The organism is Tunturiibacter gelidiferens, assembly GCF_051013345.1.
GTDB classification, from domain to species: domain Bacteria; phylum Acidobacteriota; class Terriglobia; order Terriglobales; family Acidobacteriaceae; genus Edaphobacter; species Edaphobacter gelidiferens_A.
In genome coordinates this window covers 1,836,190-1,854,821 of record NZ_CP132939.1, presented here as the reverse complement: position 1 = coordinate 1,854,821, position 18,632 = coordinate 1,836,190, and the positions used below count along the sequence as shown (strand labels likewise).

Below are 18,632 nucleotides of genomic sequence, written 5' to 3'. Positions count from 1 at the left end.
CCAGAGGCAAGGAATTGAGATGTATTGTTCGATAATATCGGTAAGCAAGCGGAGAGTGCGTTATGAGTCATGAGGGAATTCGTATTGTTAGTGCGGAGCGGGCACGGCTCGAAGACCTGGAGCACGTACAGATGCCGGCAGATGCGATAACTCCGAAAAAGGTGCGGGTGAAGAAGACCGAGGGCACTGGCGTCGAGATTGAGTGGAAGGACGGGCACCAAAGCGAATGGAACTTTGCGTGGTTGCGGAACGCATGTCCGTGCGCCACCTGCCACGAAGATCGAGAAAAGACAGGCAGGTTACCGGGGAAGCAAAAGCTAAGGACCAGTCACTGCTGAAGATGTATGAGGCCCCGGTACGACCTCTGGAGGTGACGCCGGTCGGCAAGTATGCGCTGAAGTTCAAGTGGAGCGATGGACACGAAAGTGGAATCTACTCTTGGGATTACCTTCGACGGGTGTGCCGTTGCGACGGCTGTATGACAAAGCAAGCGTCGTAAGAGATCAATGAGTCTTGTAAAGAAAGAACCGCGGTTGCAGATTCTGGCGGCGCGGTGCGTGCCTTATGTGATCGCTTAGCGAACCACTCCTTATACGGATCGGTCGTCTAACTTCAACATCGTGAGCGCCTCTTCAACAGTATCTGCGACGAGAAGGAGTTGGCGGTTCTTCTGCTTGAGCATACCTTCGGTTACGCAGTGATCAAGAAAGGTGAGGAGCTTGTCGTAGAAGCTATGTGTATTGAGCAAGAGGATAGGTTTCGCGTGGAGCTTGAGGGTGTGCCAGGCGAGGACTTCGAAGAGTTCCTCGAAGGTGCCAAAACCTCCTGGCAGCGCGATGAACGCGTCGGCCTTTTCTCCAATAAGCGCCTTACGGGTGTGCATGGTGCTGGTGATGTGAAGTTCGGTGATGCCGTGATGGGCCACTTCGAGATCGACGAGCACCTCCGGAATGACGCCTATTACTTTGCCCTCGGCGGTTAGGGCAGCCTCAGCAACGGCCTGCATCAGGCCGACGTTTGCGCCTCCATAAATTACCCCAATATTGCGGGCAGCAAGGGCGCGCCCCAGGCGCTCGGCGTCCGCTCGGTAGGCGGAATGAAGACCATTAGCGGAAGCACAAAAGACGGCAACATTGCGAATCATACTGCTGAGAATATCAAGCGCGTCATGTCGTCTGATTGTTTGAGTCAATTACGTTAAGGAGGAGGAAGAAAGCTGCAGGCCGACCGGACTAATAGTAGCGGGTCGGCCTTCGGAGACAGTGAGCTGATATCGTCTTCGTCGTAAGTCCTCTTAGCGAATTGCGATCGTGGCACCTTTATGATCTTTAATGACTTCTTCGATGAGCGATCCTACCGCGTGGTTTGGCGTGGCGCTATTGGCGACGATGCGTGTTCCCACTGGAACGTCCAGGTTAACTAATTTGCCGGGCTCAAGCGTCATCGGTTTATCCCCTACCAGAACCTGCAGAGAAGTGCCGGTATCATTGCGAAGATTGAGTTTGATTGTATTGGTCTTTGTTTTGCCGAACATCGCATGAACGGGAGATGAGATGCTTGTAGGAGCCGCATATATGGCCGGAACTGCAAGAAGAGAGGTAGCGACAACTGCGACGGTCAAGAGATTGTGACGTTTCATACTACGCTCCATTACTTCAAGATTTCGACTGAAGTTCTCTGCCATGGATCAGGGAGCCCGTCGTGAGTTGAGTTACGCAGGTTGGACGAAACTAGTTCCGTGAAAAGTCACTTTGGTTTTCGAATTAATCATCCAGTCTTAATTTGATTTTGACTGCTGTCCATGAGTGGACAAGCTGTTCGCAAATGAACAACGGCTATAAGCTTTGAAAGCTTCAGGCGAGCTACTGGAGAGCCAGCCTCTGGGAGCTTAAAATAGATATTGGAGCGTGCGCGTTGAGTCGACTTTTAGAGAATATGAATCCGCAACAGCAAGAGGGAATCCAGGCAGTAGATGGGCCTGTTCTTCTACTTGCAGGCGCGGGATCTGGCAAAACGCGCGTCATCACACATCGCATCGCCTATCTGATTCAAGAACGGGGCGTGCCGGCCGATGCAATTCTCGCTGTAACGTTTACGAATAAGGCCGCCAAAGAAATGGCCGAGAGGGTGGATAAGATTTTAGGGCACAGCAGTCTGGCGAAACCAATGCTGGCCACATTCCATAGCTTTTGTGTTCGCGTGCTCCGGCGAGATATTGAAGCGCTCCGAGTAGGCGGGGTTGGGTTGACAAAGACTTTCGCAATCTACGATGAGACCGACCAACAGGCTGTAGTGAAGCAGGCTCTGAAGCGGCTTGCCATTGATGACAAGTCTCTGAAGCCGCGTGTTGCGCTTGGGCGGATCTCATGGGCGAAGAACCACATGATTGATCCACAGGAATATTTTCTTGCGAGCACTAACCCGATGGAAGAGAAGATTGCTCACATCTTTGAGATTTACAAGAAGGAGCTATTTAAAGCGAATGCGTTGGATTTCGACGATCTGCTCCTGGAAACTGTCCGCCTGCTAAAGTCGTCGCCGGAAACGAGAGAAAGATACAATCGGCGCTACAAATATCTTCTGATCGACGAGTACCAGGATACGAACCGACCTCAGTATGAGCTGATGAAGCTGCTGGCCGGGCCTGACGCTAACGTCTGCGTGGTCGGTGATGAGGATCAGTCGATCTATAGCTGGCGCGGCGCAGACATTAAAAACATCCTGGAGTTTGAGAAGGACTTTCCCGAGACAAAAACGATCCGTCTCGAGCAGAACTATCGCTCGACACAGGTGATCCTGGAGGGTGCCGGCGCCGTTGTGGCGCAGAATACACAGCGGAAGGGCAAGAATCTGTTCACCACGCGAGAGGGTGGAAGTCTGATTGGCTACTACGAAGCTCCAGACGGAGAGAACGAAGCACTATTTATTGCCGATCGGATTCAGCGGTATCTGCGCGAGGCTGGGGGACAGGTAGATTTGCCGAGATGCGCGGTACTCTACCGGACCAACTCGCAGTCGCGGCTCGTTGAAGAAGCTCTGCGCCGGTATCAGATTCAGTACCACATGGTGGGCGGATTCAGCTTCTACGACCGTGCCGAGGTGAAAGACATTCTGAGCTACCTGAAGCTGGTCCAGAATGTGCATGACTCGGTCGCTCTGGGAAGAGTGGTGAACTCGCCTCCACGCGGAATTGGCAAAACAACGATGGAGATGTTGGCGCGGATGGCTCTGTCAAGCGGCATGAGCACCTGGGATGCGATAGGACACGCCATTGAAGACAAGTTGCTCCCTGCGCGGGCATTGCAGGCTCTGGGTAGCTTCAGACGACTGATTGAGGATGCGCGGGCAATGCTGGGACCTGGGTTTGCGGAGAAGCTGGCTGACGATATTGCAACGGAGAATAACACTTCCCTGAACTCCGATGCGGCCGAAGACACGGAAGCAGAGGTTTCATTCGAATTTGGAAACCCAGCATCTGAGGACACGGGCGCGAATACTTCGTTCGACACGAGCTTCAACTTCGGGTTCGACTTCGGTCCAACCGAAGAGATTTCCACAATTGCGGCTGAAAACGCTTCAGATTCGGATGCTGCACACGGAATCGATTCGGCGAATTTCAATCCATTTGCACCGGTGTTACTGAAGAAGTCCGCAGGGACGACAATGGACAGAGTCGCAGAAATTCGCATGGCTGATGAAAAGCCGGCGTTTCGGAAACCGGGGGATGCCGCCACGCTCCCGGAACTGATCAAGTTCCTGAATGACCGGAGTGGATACATTCGGGCGCTGGAGGAAGAAGCGACCCCAGAATCATTCTCGCGGATCGAGAATCTGAAAGAACTTGCCAACGCGGCCCAGGACGCCCAGGAGCGCGGAGAGACACTGCATGAATTTTGGATCACGCCGCCCTGGTCAGCGATGCAGATAGTTACAGCGAAGAGGCCAGGGTGACGCTTATGACCTTGCACGCAGCTAAGGGTTTGGAATTTCCTCTTGTCTTTTTGACTGGCATGGAAGAAGGGCTCTTTCCTCACTCTCGGACGCTGACCGATCCAACGGGACTCGAGGAAGAGCGCCGTCTTTGCTATGTCGGAATGACGAGAGCGATGGACACGCTGATCATGACGCGCGCCAGATATCGGCGGCGGTATGGAAGCGATATGCCGGAATCTAGCATCGCCTCACGGTTTCTTGAAGAGGTTCCCAGCCGGCTTGTGGAGGATTTGGGAAGTCCGCCCGCTCGGCCGCAGTTTTCGGGATCTGATTATGGTTCGGGGTATGGGGGCGCGTACGCGACGCCCTATCCCAAGGCAAACAGGTTTGGTCGTCCAAGTACCGATCAAGGTGATCGGCATTACAGCTATGAAGACGAAGACCAAAGCGGTGATCGAACTTCGGCTCGTGTTTCGGGGCTTCCTGGAGTGAACAATCGTCCCGTACACTCTGCGAAGACTGCCTTGCCGGGACAGTCAATAGATAACATTGCCAGCTTCTTCGCCGGGCGGGGACAGAAGATATCGCGCCCCAAGCCAGAGGTTCAAGAGCAAACAGGTAAGACCGGCCTAAAGCAAGGTTCGCGGGTTAGGCATCCCAAGTATGGCGAAGGAACTGTCTTTCGTCGCGAGGGTGATGGGGATGATGCGAAGATTACAGTACAATTTCAACAGCACGGCGTAAAGAAGCTGGTGGAGAAGTTTGCTCAGCTGGAGCGCCTCTAAAGTTTTGAAAAATCGCAGTCAAAGAAAGATTGGCACAGATACATGGCAAATACAAAGAGCATCACTGACACCCAAGAGCGCAAGAAGGTAAAGCGCGCAGCACGCAAAGCCGCACCAGCAAAGGGTCCGCGCACTGGTGCCCGTGGCGAGAACAAGCAAAAGGTCAAGAAGGCGGCTCGCGGTCAGAGCAAGCGATAACTGATCTTCTGTTGGGGCCGTTCGGACGATGTGGCCGCGCGGCCGCCCTGACATTAAGTATTCTGATCTCGCATTGTGTAGTCGGAAACGCCCCGCACCAATTCATTCGCAGGCAGGAGCGAGCGCGCTGGCCAGGCAAATCTTTGCAACCAAGTCGATCGACAAACTGATCTCTGAATCGGAGCGGCCCGAGCACGCGTTGAAGAAGACGCTGGGGCCGCTCTCTTTGACCGCACTGGGTATTGGTGCCGTGATTGGTTCCGGCATCTTTACCGTTGTTGGAACCGCCATTGCGGGCGAGAAGTTCGACACAACTTCGATCCTGCGGGCACCTGTGCTGGACTATATGATTCATCACTCAGCTCTGGCGGGTCGGCCAGGAGCGGGGCCGGCACTCGCGATCTCCCTGGTGCTTGTTGCCATCGTCTGCGGTCTGACGGGAGTTTGCTACGCGGAGTTAGCTTCGATGATTCCGATTGCGGGATCTGCCTACACTTATACTTATGCGACTCTGGGAGAACTGGTTGCCTGGATCATTGGGTGGGACCTGATCCTGGAGTATGCAGGCAGTAACATGGCTGTCTCGGTTGGCTTCGCAGCCCACATGGTGGATCTGCTTGACTGGTTCGGATTCCATCCCGCTTTGCGCTGGATCTCGCCCGCGTTTCTTCCGGGTGGATTGCAAGACCTTCAGGGACATGATCTCTATCTCCCAGGATGGCACTTCGGCTTCGATTGGCCAGCGTTTCTGGTAGTTATGCTGCTCACTGTGGTGCTGGTGCGCGGGATTCGGGAGTCAGCGCGAACCAACAACATCATGGTGCTGCTGAAGCTCGCCGCGATTCTGCTGTTCATCTTCGCTGGCGCGCACTTCATCAAGCCTGCGCTTTATCACCCCTACTCGCCGAACGGCTGGTCAGGTGTGTTGACGGGTGGATCGATCATCTTCTTCACCTATATTGGGTTTGATTCGGTATCGACCGCTGCGGAAGAGTGCAGGAATCCCCAGAAGGACGTCCCGATTGGGATCATCGCCACGCTGGTCGTGTGCACGATTCTGTACATCGGTGTAGCAACGATCCTCACTGGGCTGGTGCCTTGGCAGAGCATGGTCGATGATGCTGCTCCGGTGGTGAATGCGCTGAAGAAGCTGTCATTGCAGCCGGGCGGCCACAATCTGCACTGGGTGAGGTTGGCGGTTCTGCTGGGCGCGATGATGGGGATGATCTCGTCGATCCTGGTGTTTCAGTTGGGTCAGTCGCGGGTCTGGTTTGCCATGTCGCGGGATCGGTTGCTTCCTGCGTTCTTCGGGAAGGTTCATCCCAAGTTCCGGACGCCTGCGGTTGCGACCTGGGTGGCTGGAATCGTGGTGGGAATTCCTGCTGGGTTGTTTGACATCGGGACATTGACGGATCTGTCGAATATCGGGACGCTGTTCGCGTTTGCTCTGGTTTCGATTGGGGTGGTCATTCTGCGGTATCGCGAACCGGAGCGAAAGCGCAGGTTTCGGGTTCCGTTTGGGCCGGTGATTCCGATGCTTTCGGTGACCTTCTGTGTGCTGCTGATGATGGGATTGCCGATTATTACCTGGTTACGATTCTTCGTGTGGCTTGGACTTGGGTTGCTGATCTATTTCTTCTATGGCCGCAAGCGGAGTGAGTTCTACGCGCCTAAAGTTTAGCCACGCCGGCGCAACGAGGCTTGTAACAAGTCTAGGATAGATAGATGGCGCGCAAACAGACGAGACAAGACGCTGAGATCGATGTAGTTGAGTGGCTGCGAAAGCTGCCGAAGGTTGAGCTTCATCTGCACCTCGAGGGAACGATTCAACTTGATACTTTGCTGGAGTTGAGCAAGCGGCACGATGCGGAGCCGCTGACGAGCGAGGCGGCGAAGAAGCTTTATGTCTACGAGAATTTTCTTGGATTCATGGATTCGTTCAAGGCGGTTTCGGCTCGTTTGGTGGGGCCGGACGATTATGAATTGATTACTTACAACATGGTTCGGGACCTGGCGGCGCAGGGGGTGGTTCATGCCGAGGTGTATATCTCGTTCGGAATTATCTATTTCTGGAAGAACCAGGAAGTGGAACCGTACGCCGAGGCGATGGAGCGTGGGCGGGTACGGGGTGAGAAGGACTTTGGGACGACCGTCTATTGGTTGATCGATGCGGTGCGGCACTTTGGGGCGGAGGAGGCCGTGAAGGTGTTTCGGAAGGCGGCGGAGTTGCGGAAGCTGTATCCGAGCATCGTTGGAATCGGGATCGGCGGGGACGAGGCTCGGGGGAGTGCGGACCTTTTCAAGGAGTCGTATGCGGAGGCGAAGACGGCCGGACTTCGGCTGACGGCACATGCTGGCGAGACCATCGGGCCGGAGAGCATCTGGGCCGCGATCAACATCGGGGCAGAGCGTGTGGGGCATGCCCTTTCGGCGCAGCATGATGCGGAGTTGCTGGAGGTGCTGGCGGAGAGACAGATCCCGCTGGAGCTGAATGTGACCAGCAACATTCGGACGGGCTGCTGCAAGAGCTTCGACGAGCACCCGGTGAAGCACTACTTCGAATCAGGGCTGATGGTGACAATCAACTCGGACGATCCTCCGATGTTCGGGAGCAATCTGCTGGAGGAGTACGTTCTGGTGCAAAACCAGTTCGAGTTTTCTCTGGAGCAGATGCGGGAGCTGGCGGCGAATGCGGTCGAGGCCAGCTTTCTGCCACCGGAGCGGAAGCTTGAGCTGCTGCGACGGGTGGAGCAGTACGGGTACTAACCGGGGGTCCCCGGGGGTATCATTCGCTAAAATTCTCATTTCAAACGGCTTAGAGAAATTGCTCTTTTGTAAAATTCTTATTCCAAAAGGGTTAGCGCCAAATATTTATAAACAAACGGGTTACGAGTCGGCGGTCTCCTTCTTCAGTGGTCACTTCCTTAAAATAGAAAGCCCCGGAGGTCCGGGGTTTTTTGATCTGTTTCCAGTATACCGGTTTGACCCTAACTGATACGCCACGCGAATCTGCGTGATTGGCGCGGGTTTTGGCGACTTTGGGGCTTGACAAGTTTTTGGCGCCGACGAAGGCTGGGGGTCTCTTCGGTGGCCAGTAGGGATTCGACCGGCACCTGATGGCATCAGCAAGACGTGTAGGCCTTCCGGTGTTATTTGAGATTCTCGCTGAGTGCGTTGGGGATAATGCGCCCATCGAGATTTGCAGGTCGAGCGATGGGTTTCGCCGGAGCGAAGGGCCTTTGGAGGCCCTATGCTGGTTGCACCAGCTCAGGCCGCCCTGAATCAGCGCATTGGTCTCTTATTGAATTTTGGATAAACAGCGAGCCGGGCGCAGTTGTGTGGAGTACGTTCGTTTGTTAGTTTGACGTGCATGCCGCAGGATGTTCCCGAAGAGCTCAGCAAAACCATAGAGACGCTTTACCGATCCGAATCGGGCAGGATTCTTGCTACGCTGGTGCGCCTGCTCGGAGATCTTGATGTCGCCGAAGAGGCCATGCACGAGGCCTTTGCGACTGCGCTGAGCTTGTGGCCGAGGAGTGGAGTACCCGATAACCCGCGACCATGGTTGATTTCGACGGCTCGATTCAAGGCCATTGATACTTTTCGTCGACGGGCACGATTGGATGCGTCTCAAGACGAGCTCGTGCGATATCTCGAAGCGCAATGGAGTTCGGCGGAAGGGTCCAAGGAAGAGGACATCATTGAGGATGATCGGCTGCGCCTGATCTTTACCTGCTGTCATCCGTCTTTACCGCCGGAAGCGCGCGTTGCGCTCACCTTGCGTGAGGTGTGCGGGCTTGCGACCGAGGAGATTGCGAAGGCGTTCCTCATTACTCCGCCTACGCTGGCGCAGCGCATTGTGCGCGCAAAGGCAAAGATTCGAGACGCACCGATTCGGTATGAGGTGCCGTCGCCGCAGGAGTTGCCAGAGCGAATGGACGCGGTGCTTCAGGTCATCTATCTCGTCTTTAACGAGGGCTACTCTGCTGCGGCAGGAGTGGAGGTAACGCGGGCCGAGCTAACCGGCGAGGCGATTCGACTGGGCCGATTGCTGACCGAACTCCGGCCAGAGCCGGAAGTCATTGGGCTGCTCTCCCTGATGTTGCTACAGGAATCCCGTCGCGCCGCGAGAACCTCTCCGACTGGCGAGCTGATTTTGCTGGAGAATCAAGACCGTTCACTCTGGAATCGGGAACAGATCGCGGAGGGAGTGGCATTGCTGGAGAGAGCCCTGAAGTCCCGCCACTTCGGCTCTTACACACTGCAGGCTGCGATTGCGGCTGTTCATGCGGAGGCGGAATCGGTCGCTGGAACCGACTGGCGGCAGATTGTTGCGCTTTACAACCGATTGGAACGAATTCAGCCTTCACCAGTTGTACGGCTGAATCGTGCCGTGGCCATTGCAATGCGAGATGGTCCAGAGGTCGGCCTGACACATATCGACGCGGTGTTGGAGCATGGCGAATTGGCAAATTATTATCTAGCGCACTCAGCCCGTGCTGATATGTACCGCAGGCTCGGCAGAACGGCAGAGGCTCGGTCCTCTTATGAGAAAGCTCTGGCCCTGACCCAACAGGAACCAGAGCGGCAATTCCTGCAGGAGCGGATTCGCCAGTTGCAATGAAAAAGCGCAGAAGAAGCATTTTTTGGACGCTTTGTCGAATTCCAGTCTGGCCGTTCGACTATGTAGTGAATACGGGGCAAACGGCCCGCTCGAAGACAGTTACACGATAAGGGAGAGATCATGCCGCAGTATTTGGTTGCGATTCACCACTCCGAGAACTACGACCCGTCCAGATGCGAAGCGATCCAACAGCGCTCTCAATCTGAGTTCACCGGTTAGCCAACAAATAGCTAAACCCGAAGGCAAGCCACCCAACCATCGCTCAACCCAAAGGAGATTCCGCAATGCGATTCATGGTCATCGTCAAATCAACCCCAGAGGCAGAGAAAAAGGCCCCCTCTCCGATCCGCAGATGCTGCACGAGATGGGCAAGTACAACGAAGAGCTCATCAAGGCTGGCGTCGTGCTCGCCATGGATGGCCTCCATCCCAGCTCCAAAGGCGCACGCGTCAAATTCTCCGGCAAGTCTCGTACCGTCGTCGATGGCCCCTTCACCGAGGCCAAGGAGCTCATCGCCGGCTTTTGGATCTGGCAGGTCAAGTCCCTTGAAGAGGCCATCGAGTGGGTCAAGCGTTGCCCTAACCCCCAAGGCGGCGACTCCGAAATCGAAATCCGCCAGGTCTTTGAGATGGAAGAGTTCGCCCCCATCCTGTCCAAAGAGGAGATTCAGTACAAAGTAGCGAAACGGGCTGAGCTGCCGAATCAGCCCGTCAGCAAATAGACGCACTTGCATCCGTGGATTGAAAGCTGGTGGCGAGGCTCACTGAAGGACGGCCTCCGCCTGCTTTCCGAGTCTGCGCCGATATCGTTGCTCGCAATAAGCCGGCGGTCACGGATAGCCCATTCTCAAGAGGGAAAAATGCGAAAAAAGAAGGTTCACGCAATCGCAATCAAGAGCTTCGCACTGCTTGTTGTGCTGAGCATGGCGCACCAGGCGATGGCACAGGATGCCACGACGCCGTATCCGAAGATGGCTCCGATCGACCAGTACCTCATGGCGGATCAGGGTGCGGAAATAGCTCTCGCGCGAAGTGCGGCGCCGGGGTCCATTTCACGCGACGCAGAAGTGCTGGTTCTCCGACGTCATGGTTTCGAAACAGGGGTCCAGGGCAAAAACGGCTTTGTGTGTATCGTGGGGCGTGGATGGTCAGCCGCAACGGATGCTGACTTCTGGAATCCGAAAGTGCGGGTTCCCATGTGTCTCAATGCGGCAGCCGCGCGTACCTACCTTCTACGCCACACGAAAATCACCGACCTGGCCTTGGGGGGCGAACGCTGGCTCAGGTGAACGAGGCCATCGTCGCCGCCCTCGCCAAGAAAGAACTGCCGCCGATGGAGCCAGGGGCGATGTGCTACATGATGTCGAAGCAAGGATACGGTGGCGATAGCGCGCCACACTGGCCTTCCCACCTCATGTTCTTCTATTCCGACACCGACCCCGCGATCTGGGGAGCCAATCTGCCGGGTTCTCCTGTCATTGCGGTTGCTGACCCCCTGGAGCACCTGACGCAGTTCGTCATTACAACGCAACGATGGTCAGACGGAACGGAAGATCGCGAAGGCTCCGTTCCCGAGCATCATCGTTAGCACCTATTTCCTCACGAGGCAAAAAAGGCAGCTGTCGATTTTCCGTCTCCCGCACGACTATCTGATCACAGAATGACGAGCCAGGCTCTCTGTGTCACAGGAAACAAGGAGGAATCGATGAAATATATCTGTTTGGGATACATCGAGCCAGGAAAATTTGAAGGGATGACCGAGGACGAGCGAAACGCAGTGTTCGACGAATGCTTTGAGCACAACGACCATCTGCGCGCCAGCGGACATCTTGTCACCGAAGTGGCTCTTCAGTCTCCCGAGACCGCAATGACGCTGTACTGGAAGAACGGCAAAGTGGCGACGACCGATGGCCCCTATGCGGAGACGAAGGAACAGCTCGGCGGCCTTCAAATCCTTGAGGCGCGAGATCTCAATCATGCCATTCAGCTTGTCTCACAGCTTCCAGGATTTAAGTATGGACTTGGACCGATTGAGATACGGCCGATTGCGGATTTGGCCGAGATGATGAAGGAGAGCGAGCAGAGGCGACGAAAGAACACGGCGCGGGCAAGCTGACGATTGGCGCAACTACAGGCCCGGAACAACTTCCAATACTGGAGGAAAGAGGTTTCGGCGGTTATGCCTTGAACATGTAATAGACGCCGTCGGTGCCGGTTGTGGAGCGGAGAGCGAATCGCTTCGAGGCAGGCTTGTCATCGGAGAGGAGCTCGTAGATGTCGGAGAGAAGCGGGTAGGTTCCGGCGAAGTAGGAGTGGGCAAGGAAGTCACTTGCGACGGCGGACGCGTCGATGCTTTCAACGTTCGGGAGCACGAGGACCGGGATGCCTCCCGCTCTTGGATATTTGTGCAGCTTGGCGGAGGCCGCGAGTGCTTTGTCTTTGGAAGAGGCGTAGAGAGTGATGTGATCGGAGACCAGGCGCAGGGCCGATGCCAGTTGACGGAAGGTCTCGGCATCGATATCCGGGGCGGCGAGCACCAGATGGTGCAGCAGGGGATGGGGTTGCGCCGTGTGGTCGTAGCTTAGCGCCTGGAGAGCGTCACATACGGCGCGATTGCCCATGCTGTGGGCGATGAGGTGGATCTTGTTTGCGCCGCTGCGAGCCTCAAGCAGGCGCAGGAACCGCTCGAGATGGCTTGCTGTCCAGCCGACGTTTGCGGCATCGCTGGCATAGTCCTCGAAGGTGCCGTTGGAGGGCCAGCTGTAGAGGATGGGAGCTCCGATGAAACCGAGATCGAAGGCGAACTGGCCTGTCCGGCGAGCGGCGGTTTCGAAGTCGACGTTGTATCCATGGACGAAGACGAAGGCATCGCCGGCGGGGGAGTTGCTGACCCGTTGCTTGATGCTGTCGAAGAACGCATCTTCCTCGAGAGTGGTGACCTCCTGCAGCACAATGTGTTTTTCGGGGTTGGGCCGGAATTCGAATCGCAGGAAGGAGGGAGATTCGAGTTCTCCGAGCTTGTGGGTGGCTGGAATGCTCACGGTGCATTGGCCGTAGTGGAGGTCTTCGTCGGAGGAGCGTTTTGCGGTGAAGCTGAAGCCCAGCTTTTTGTCCTCTTTGCGTTCGCGGTCTGTCGCATAGAAGATTTGAACGGCGGTGCAGTTGTGGGGGAGCTTGACTGGGGCGGCAGGTGGCGGTGCGGCGACCGCCTTCCTTAACGTCCAAGCGGGCGGTGCGGCGGCTCGTGCCGGAGGAAGCAGACTTTCCACTCGCGGCAGGAGGGCTGCACTGGACTGATCGGTGGGGAGTCCTGTGAAGGTGAAGTAGTCGTACTGCTGTTGTTGTTCCTGCTGCTGCTGCTGTTGTTGCTGCTGCTGCTGTTGTTGTTGCTGCTGTTGTTGTTGCTGCTGTTGCTGCTGTTGTTGTTGCTGGCGCGGGGAGTTGGAGAGGATGACGCCTGCAAGACGTTCGGCCAACGATCGCGGTGTCTGGCTGTCCCTGTTGATGATGAGGATTTCGGAGGCCTGTTGCTGGGCTTTGTCGGCTCCCATCGGCCTGTGGCTGTTGAGGCTGATGAGCTCGGAGAACAAAGGTTCGGCCATCTCGTAGAACCGGGAGAGGGAGTAGCCGCTTAAGAGCGACACGACGGGTTTATATTCCCAGCCTGAGTCGTCTCCGAGGAACGGCTTGAGAGCGACAAAGAGGAGGTTCAGGACGTACCGTTCGAAGGCTGTCTGATCCATTCACAGCTCCTGTGCTTGGTCCGAAGTGCGCCCAGACATTATGCGACGATCTCCGCCTTGTCGGATAGTCATGGTCTTCCAGTCACGGCCTTCGACAACCGCAGATCCCCTTCGGGGATGACAACCAAAGGAACAGACAACAGCAACCGGAGATCCCTGCGGGATGACAACCAAAGGAACAGACAACCGCAAAAGCACCGGTCCTCTTTGGCGGAGCGACGACCTTACGGTTGATTTTTTGCGAGGAGCTTTTCTACTTCGGCATGGAGGCGGGCGGTGATGGCAGCTTCGGTCTCGTCGGGGGAGAAGCGGATTGGTTGGCCTAGGCGGATCTGGAGGGTGCCAGAGCGAAACCAGCGGCGGCGGCGGGTTTTTAGTTCGCCTAAGCCTTGGATCGCCATGGGCAGGACTGCCGCGGAGGATTGTTTTACGAGCAGGCCGATTCCGGGGCGGAAGGCGGCTAGCGTGCCTTCGGGGGAGCGGGTTCCTTCGGGGAAGACAACTACGTGGAAGCCGTGATCGAGCGCTTTGCCGATGTGGGCGAAGCTGCGTTGGAAGTCGCGCAGGCGCGGGAGGGGAAAGACGTTGAGGAGTGCGGTGAGGAGGAGCCAGGTGGGCGGCCCGAGGGGGTTTAGCCAGCTTGGTTGTTGGTTGCGGGCGTGGCGGAAGTCTTCGAGGATCTCGCCGGACATGGCGACGGCGGTGTGGAGACGGATGGGGCGCGGGAGGGCGTAGAGGAGAAGCGGCAGGTCGTAGGCGGTGACGTGGTTGGCGATGATCAGGAGTGGTTGGGTTGGTTGCGGCTGTGTTGGAGGGGGTGCTGTTGCTTGATGCGGCTGGTTTGTTGGAGAGACGCGGGGTGCGGCTAGAAACCAGACCAGGGGTTGGGCGACGCACTCCAGGAATGCGGCGCGAATCCAGCGAATGGGGAGCGACCAGGGCCACTGGGGATAGAGGTGGTGCGTGGTGGCCGGTGCGGTTCTGGGTTCGGGGAGTTGCGCGGCTTCGGATCTGTGAGGCGTGGCTGCGCTGGAGGTGATGGATGATGGAGTGGTGTTCGCGGGCGGTGGCTGGGTTGGTTCGAACGCCTGGTTGCTGGAGTGAGTGAGGAGCTGCCGTAGCTGGGTTAGCGTCTCGGCTTTGTCGAATTGATCTTGCGGGAGCGCGGTGCCCAGGCGCTGCTCGAGGGCGTCCTGGAGTTGGACGCGGCCCAGGCTGTCGAGGCGCAGGTCTTCGGCGAGGCGGAGGTCTTGATTTGAGGCTTGCTGCTCGGCGGGGATGGCTTCGCGTGTGATTTGGGCGATGAGGGTGAGGAGCCAGTCGGTGGAGGGGAGTGCGGATGTCGATGTGGCTGCGCCTCCGTTGTTGGCTTCCCTGCTGGCCAGCCACTTGGCTACGGCGGCGCGTTTGACTTTGCCGGTGGAGGTGCGGGGGAGATCGGGCTCGGACCAGATGGCCCAGCGGCGGATGCGCTGGAACTCGGCGAGGCGGGTGTTGGCGCTCTGCAGGATGGCGGGGGCGCGGTCGGGTGTGGTGCGAAGGGCGAGGACGGCGCAGGGCTCGGGGCCGGTGGGGGTTTGGATGGGGACGACCGCGCAGGCTGCGACTTGGGGCTCGGGTTCGAAGGCGGCTTCGAGGTCTTCGGGGTGGAGGTTGACGCCGGTGGCGGTGACGATGGTCTCGCTTTTGCGGCCGAGGAAGCGGAGTTCGCCGGTGGGCTGGGCTTCGGCGAGGTCGCCGGTGGCGAGCCATTCGTTGGTGCGGGGTTGGAGGGCGCCTGCGGACCAGGTGGCGGGGGAGATCATGGGGCCGCGGACGAGGACTTCGCCGTCGGGTTGGAGCTTGACCTCGCGACCGGGGAGGGGTTTGCCCATGGTTCCGCGGGCTACCTTGAAGGGGTGGTTGAGGGTGATGAGGGCGGAGGTCTCGGTCATGCCGTAGCCCTGCACGAGGACGAAGCCAAGGGCGTTCCAGAACTGCTCGGAGGGGGCGGGGAGGGCGCCGCCGCCGGTGACGAAGGCCCAGAACTTGAAGCCGAAGAGGGAGTGGATGTCGCGGAAGCGCCACCAGCGCTTTTGTGCGGAGATGCCTTGAGCTGCTGCGATGCGCGCGGGGAGGTTTGGGTGTTCGGTTTCGAGGTGGGTCTTGAGCAGCGCGAGGACGCGGGGGACTCCGGCGAGGACGGAGATGCGTTCGCGGCGGATGGTTTCGATGAGGCGGGGGGCGCTGAGGCGGGATTCGAAGTGGACTTCGGCGGCGAAGATGGACGGGACCCAGAGACCCATCATCTGGCCGAAGACGTGGCTGAGGGGGAGGGTGTGGAGGAAGCGGAGGGGATGGACGATGCGCTCGTAGCGCATGTAGGGCTGGGCGGCGTTACGGATGGGCTCGAAGCTGGAGAGGATGTTGCCGTGGGTGTGGACGATGCCTTTGGGGTCGCCGGTGGTGCCGGAGGTGAAGAGAATCTGGAGGGGTGTGTCGTGGGAGAGGGTGGGGATGGGGCTGGCTTGCTCGATTGGGAGGGTGGTGGGCCAGTCTTCGAAGGTTAGTTTTGGCCAGACGTTGGGGAGGGTTTGGAGGAGAGTGGCGTCGCCCGTGATGAGCGCTGGCTTCACGTCTGCCGCTACGCGGGCGGCGAAGTCGGGTGTGCCGTAGGCGTCGAGTGGGACTGCGATGACTCCGCGGAGAATGCAGGCGTGGAAGGCAGCGACCCATTCGGCGCTGTTCTGCGCCCAGAGTATGAGGCGGTCACCTGGCTGGAGGTTGCGCTGGGTCAGGAGTGCGGCGAAGCGTCCGGCGAGGGTTGCTATTTCTCGGTAGCTGGTGGCTTTGCGGCGATTGCCGGTGTACTGGACGATGGCTGTCTGGTGGCCGAAGCGACGGAAGTCGTCAAGCAGTACGGCCAGGTGGGGGCGGGTGGGCATGGGTGGTCAGCTAGACCAAGATAACCTATGCGGCAAGTGCGCCCTGCGCGGGCCGGGGTCACTTCGTGACTTGTGTACCCCTTCGGTTGGCGCTCCCGTTGGTCGCGAGGAAAGATCTTGTGCCGACCATCGGAAGGCCCCGGGCGAAGCCGGTATACACGTCACGAAGTGACCGCCGCCCGCGCAGGGCGCCCGTCCGTTAGCGGCCTGGGGGTGCGGGGACCATGACGGCGCCGGGGTCAACTTTGGGGATACCAAAGTGGCCGCTGAGATGGATGAGGTCGAGGGGGCGGAGTTCGCAGGCGATCTGGATGATGCTCATGTCGCGGGCAGAGCGGTTGAGGACAGTGACGCCGGTGATGTCGGGGCCGGCGAAGTGCAGCCAGAGATCGGTGACGGTGCTGTGGGGCTGCGCCGTGTTGGCGGAGTTCTGGTTGGCGTTGACGAGATGCTTCCAGCCCGCGGCATTGTAGGAGGCGATGATGGCGTCCATGGCCTCAGGGGTGTAGAAGGCCGGGCGGGGATAGCGGTAGTTGTCGACCGAGATGCCGGTGAGCGCAGCGGGAGCACGGTTCGCGTCGAGGCCGTTCGATTCGAGGAGATTCTGGGCGATCTGTATCATGCTGCGGTCGAAGCTGAAGGAGGTGTGAGTGGCGGGCTGGTCGGCGAGATTCATGAGCGCGCCCTGGAGGTCGAGCGGTGGGGGCGGCGGGCCGGCGGGTGGTTGCGCGATGGCAGCAGCGGTAGAGAGGGCGAGGGCTAATAGGACGGGACGCAGTTTCATGGTGAAAACCCCTGGGTGATTAGACACGGTTCGGAGGCCCGAGTTTCCCTGATTTCAAGTATTATTCGGCGTTCGCGGGAGACGCAGACGGAATTTGGGCAGATCCTCTACTCGTCTTGCAGGGTGTAGATCCATAGTTCGGCTCCATGGTCGGCACGGGCGGGGACGGCTAAGTAGAGGCGGTCGAAGCCTTTTCTGCCTTTGCCGAAGTATCCGGCAGTGCGTGCGCCGAGGCTCGTGGGGAGCCTGGTGATTAGCTTGTAGTGGTCGGGATCGTCCTGTTGGAAGACGCTGATGAAACCTTCTCCGCCGGGGATGTAGAGGCGTTTGCGGGTGGAGTCGAAGTAGAGATCGTCGGCATCCTGAACGGCGGGGAGGGCGGCGACCATGCGGCCGGTTACGGTGTCGAATACGGCGAGGCGGGCTGGTGTGCGGGTGACGACAAAGAGTCTGTGGCTGGCTTCGTCAAGCGCCATGGGGAAGTTGCTGGCAAACTGCAGTGGCCAACGAGAGACGGCCTGGGTGTGACGATTGATGACGGCGATCTGCTTGAGGTCGGGGAGGTTTACATAGATCTCCGGGCTGGAGGAGGCGAGTTGGAAGGACTCGGGGTGGGCACCGAGCTTGAACTCTTCGGGGAGACGCTGGTTGGAGGTAGCATCGACCATGGCGATGGCGCCGGTTTTTTCGTCGCCGTAGCCGATGTAGACACGCTTGTCGGCGGGGTCGTAGCGGAGGTTGTCGACGTCATCGCCGAAGTCTAGAGTGGCGAGGAGCGCGAAGGTCGAGCCGTCGTAGATATAGAGCTTGCCCTGGTCGCTTCCGACGAAGAGCTTGTTGGTCTCGGGCGAGTACACCACGCCTTGCGGGGCGGGGACGCCGGAGATGGTGTGAGTGACGGTCTGTGCGCTCAGGCTGACGATCTCTTCTGTGTTGTTGCCGAGGGCTGAGACGAAGAGGCGGTTGTGTGCAGAGTCAAACGCAAAGTGGTCGATGCGGCCTTTGACGTTCAGCAGCGGGATGGCTCCAGTGAGGATCAGCGGAGCGGTGGGTGCAGGAGCGGAGTTCTGCGCTTGGGAAGATGGAGGGGAGAGCGTGATCAGGGCGAGAGAAAGAGCGGAAAGATAAAACTTCTTCATTGTTTCTCTGCTCCCTCGCAGGCTTCGGTTTTTAGTTGCGGGCTCCGGCCTTACTGGGGTGGGCGGGGGAGAAGTAGCCTTTTTGGGCGCGGACCTTAAAGCGGGGGTCGTTGGCCTGGAGGTAGATGGTGCGGAAGGAGCCGTCCATGCGGAGGTCGGCGGGGCGGTAGACGAGGTGGTACTGACTGCGTAGCTCCTCTTCGATGTTGTGGAAGCCGATGGCTACGTCTTCGAGCCTGGTGGGGTAGAAGGCCTGGCCGCCGGTGGCGTCGGAGATGGCTTTGAGGACGTCGTCACCCTTGTCTTTGCTGGGGCTGATGTTGGTGCTGATGGTGTAGACGATGGTGTCGGCGCGCTGGCACATCTTGATGGCGTCGGACTCCTGGGCGCGGGAGTAGTTGTCGTCACCGTCGGAGACGAGGATGAGGGCGCGGCGGACAGCTCCTGTCTCCTTAAGGGGAGCATCTGGTCTTTGCAGGTTTTGTAGAGGGCGTCGAAGAGGG

Annotated in this window: 17 protein-coding genes and 1 pseudogene; 11 read left to right on the top strand and 7 right to left on the bottom strand. The window is 58.2% G+C overall.

Features of this window, described 5'->3' with window-relative positions:
- The first annotated feature begins 62 nt into the window (after window positions 1-62).
- Together RBB80_RS09220 and RBB80_RS09215 are read left to right on the top strand one after the other, a co-directional pair.
- A complete protein-coding gene (locus RBB80_RS09220) occupies window positions 63-338 on the top strand; it encodes a gamma-butyrobetaine hydroxylase-like domain-containing protein (RefSeq protein WP_433967917.1) in 276 nt (91 codons plus the stop codon).
- On the top strand, window positions 227-499 hold the full coding sequence (locus RBB80_RS09215) for a gamma-butyrobetaine hydroxylase-like domain-containing protein (RefSeq protein WP_433969588.1): 273 nt from the start codon (window positions 227-229) through the stop codon (window positions 497-499). Before RBB80_RS09220 ends, RBB80_RS09215 begins: the two co-directional genes overlap by 112 nt.
- Before the next feature lie 90 nt (window positions 500-589).
- On the opposite strand, the gene RBB80_RS09210 is transcribed toward RBB80_RS09215, so the two are convergent.
- Both RBB80_RS09210 and RBB80_RS09205 read right to left on the bottom strand, forming a co-directional pair.
- Complete coding sequence (locus RBB80_RS09210) at window positions 590-1,144, bottom strand: TIGR00730 family Rossman fold protein (RefSeq protein ID WP_433967916.1); 555 nt, start codon at window positions 1,142-1,144, stop codon at window positions 590-592.
- A gap of 150 nt (window positions 1,145-1,294) precedes the next feature.
- Window positions 1,295-1,639, bottom strand: coding sequence for a hypothetical protein (locus RBB80_RS09205; protein ID WP_433967915.1), 345 nt, complete (start codon window positions 1,637-1,639; stop codon window positions 1,295-1,297).
- A 296-nt stretch (window positions 1,640-1,935) separates the two neighbouring features.
- Between RBB80_RS09205 and RBB80_RS09200 the strand changes: the two are divergent.
- From RBB80_RS09200 to RBB80_RS09160, 9 genes and pseudogenes are all read left to right on the top strand, one after another.
- Window positions 1,936-4,718 (top strand): annotated as a pseudogene (locus RBB80_RS09200) (ATP-dependent helicase).
- Between the two features lie 42 nt (window positions 4,719-4,760).
- Window positions 4,761-4,916: a hypothetical protein gene (locus tag RBB80_RS09195; RefSeq protein ID WP_179636514.1), complete on the top strand. Its 156-nt coding sequence runs from the start codon at window positions 4,761-4,763 to the stop codon at window positions 4,914-4,916.
- A 199-nt stretch (window positions 4,917-5,115) separates the two neighbouring features.
- Entirely contained in the window at window positions 5,116-6,597 is a 1,482-nt protein-coding gene (locus RBB80_RS09190) for an amino acid permease (RefSeq protein WP_433967914.1), read from the top strand.
- A 44-nt stretch (window positions 6,598-6,641) separates the two neighbouring features.
- Window positions 6,642-7,682, top strand: coding sequence for an adenosine deaminase (add, locus tag RBB80_RS09185; RefSeq protein ID WP_433967913.1), 1,041 nt, complete (start codon window positions 6,642-6,644; stop codon window positions 7,680-7,682).
- Window positions 7,683-8,286: 604 nt separating this feature from the next.
- A complete protein-coding gene (locus RBB80_RS09180) occupies window positions 8,287-9,540 on the top strand; it encodes an RNA polymerase sigma factor (RefSeq protein ID WP_433967912.1) in 1,254 nt (417 codons plus the stop codon).
- A gap of 136 nt (window positions 9,541-9,676) precedes the next feature.
- Entirely contained in the window at window positions 9,677-10,261 is a 585-nt protein-coding gene (locus tag RBB80_RS09175; protein WP_433967911.1) for a YciI family protein, read from the top strand.
- Between the two features lie 138 nt (window positions 10,262-10,399).
- Window positions 10,400-10,828, top strand: a complete 429-nt coding sequence (locus RBB80_RS09170) for a hypothetical protein (protein WP_433967910.1) — start codon at window positions 10,400-10,402, stop codon at window positions 10,826-10,828.
- On the top strand, window positions 10,825-11,127 hold the full coding sequence (locus RBB80_RS09165; RefSeq protein ID WP_433967909.1) for a hypothetical protein: 303 nt from the start codon (window positions 10,825-10,827) through the stop codon (window positions 11,125-11,127). The genes RBB80_RS09170 and RBB80_RS09165 overlap by 4 nt, the downstream gene beginning before the upstream one ends.
- Window positions 11,128-11,244: 117 nt before the next feature.
- Window positions 11,245-11,655, top strand: a complete 411-nt coding sequence (locus tag RBB80_RS09160) for a YciI family protein (protein ID WP_433967908.1) — start codon at window positions 11,245-11,247, stop codon at window positions 11,653-11,655.
- A 61-nt stretch (window positions 11,656-11,716) separates the two neighbouring features.
- On the opposite strand, the gene RBB80_RS09155 is transcribed toward RBB80_RS09160, so the two are convergent.
- The 5 genes from RBB80_RS09155 to RBB80_RS09135 form a co-directional block, all read right to left on the bottom strand.
- Entirely contained in the window at window positions 11,717-13,282 is a 1,566-nt protein-coding gene (locus RBB80_RS09155) for an alpha/beta hydrolase (protein ID WP_433967907.1), read from the bottom strand.
- Between the two features lie 224 nt (window positions 13,283-13,506).
- Entirely contained in the window at window positions 13,507-16,206 is a 2,700-nt protein-coding gene (locus RBB80_RS09150) for an AMP-binding protein (RefSeq protein WP_433967906.1), read from the bottom strand.
- Between the two features lie 199 nt (window positions 16,207-16,405).
- Window positions 16,406-16,990, bottom strand: a complete 585-nt coding sequence (locus RBB80_RS09145) for a hypothetical protein (RefSeq protein WP_433967905.1) — start codon at window positions 16,988-16,990, stop codon at window positions 16,406-16,408.
- Between the two features lie 107 nt (window positions 16,991-17,097).
- Entirely contained in the window at window positions 17,098-18,129 is a 1,032-nt protein-coding gene (locus RBB80_RS09140) for a YncE family protein (protein WP_433967904.1), read from the bottom strand.
- 31 nt (window positions 18,130-18,160) lie between these two features.
- Window positions 18,161-18,553 (bottom strand): VWA domain-containing protein, encoded by a 393-nt coding sequence (locus RBB80_RS09135; protein ID WP_433969587.1) that lies wholly within the window; start codon window positions 18,551-18,553, stop codon window positions 18,161-18,163.
- Window positions 18,554-18,632: the final 79 nt, after the last annotated feature.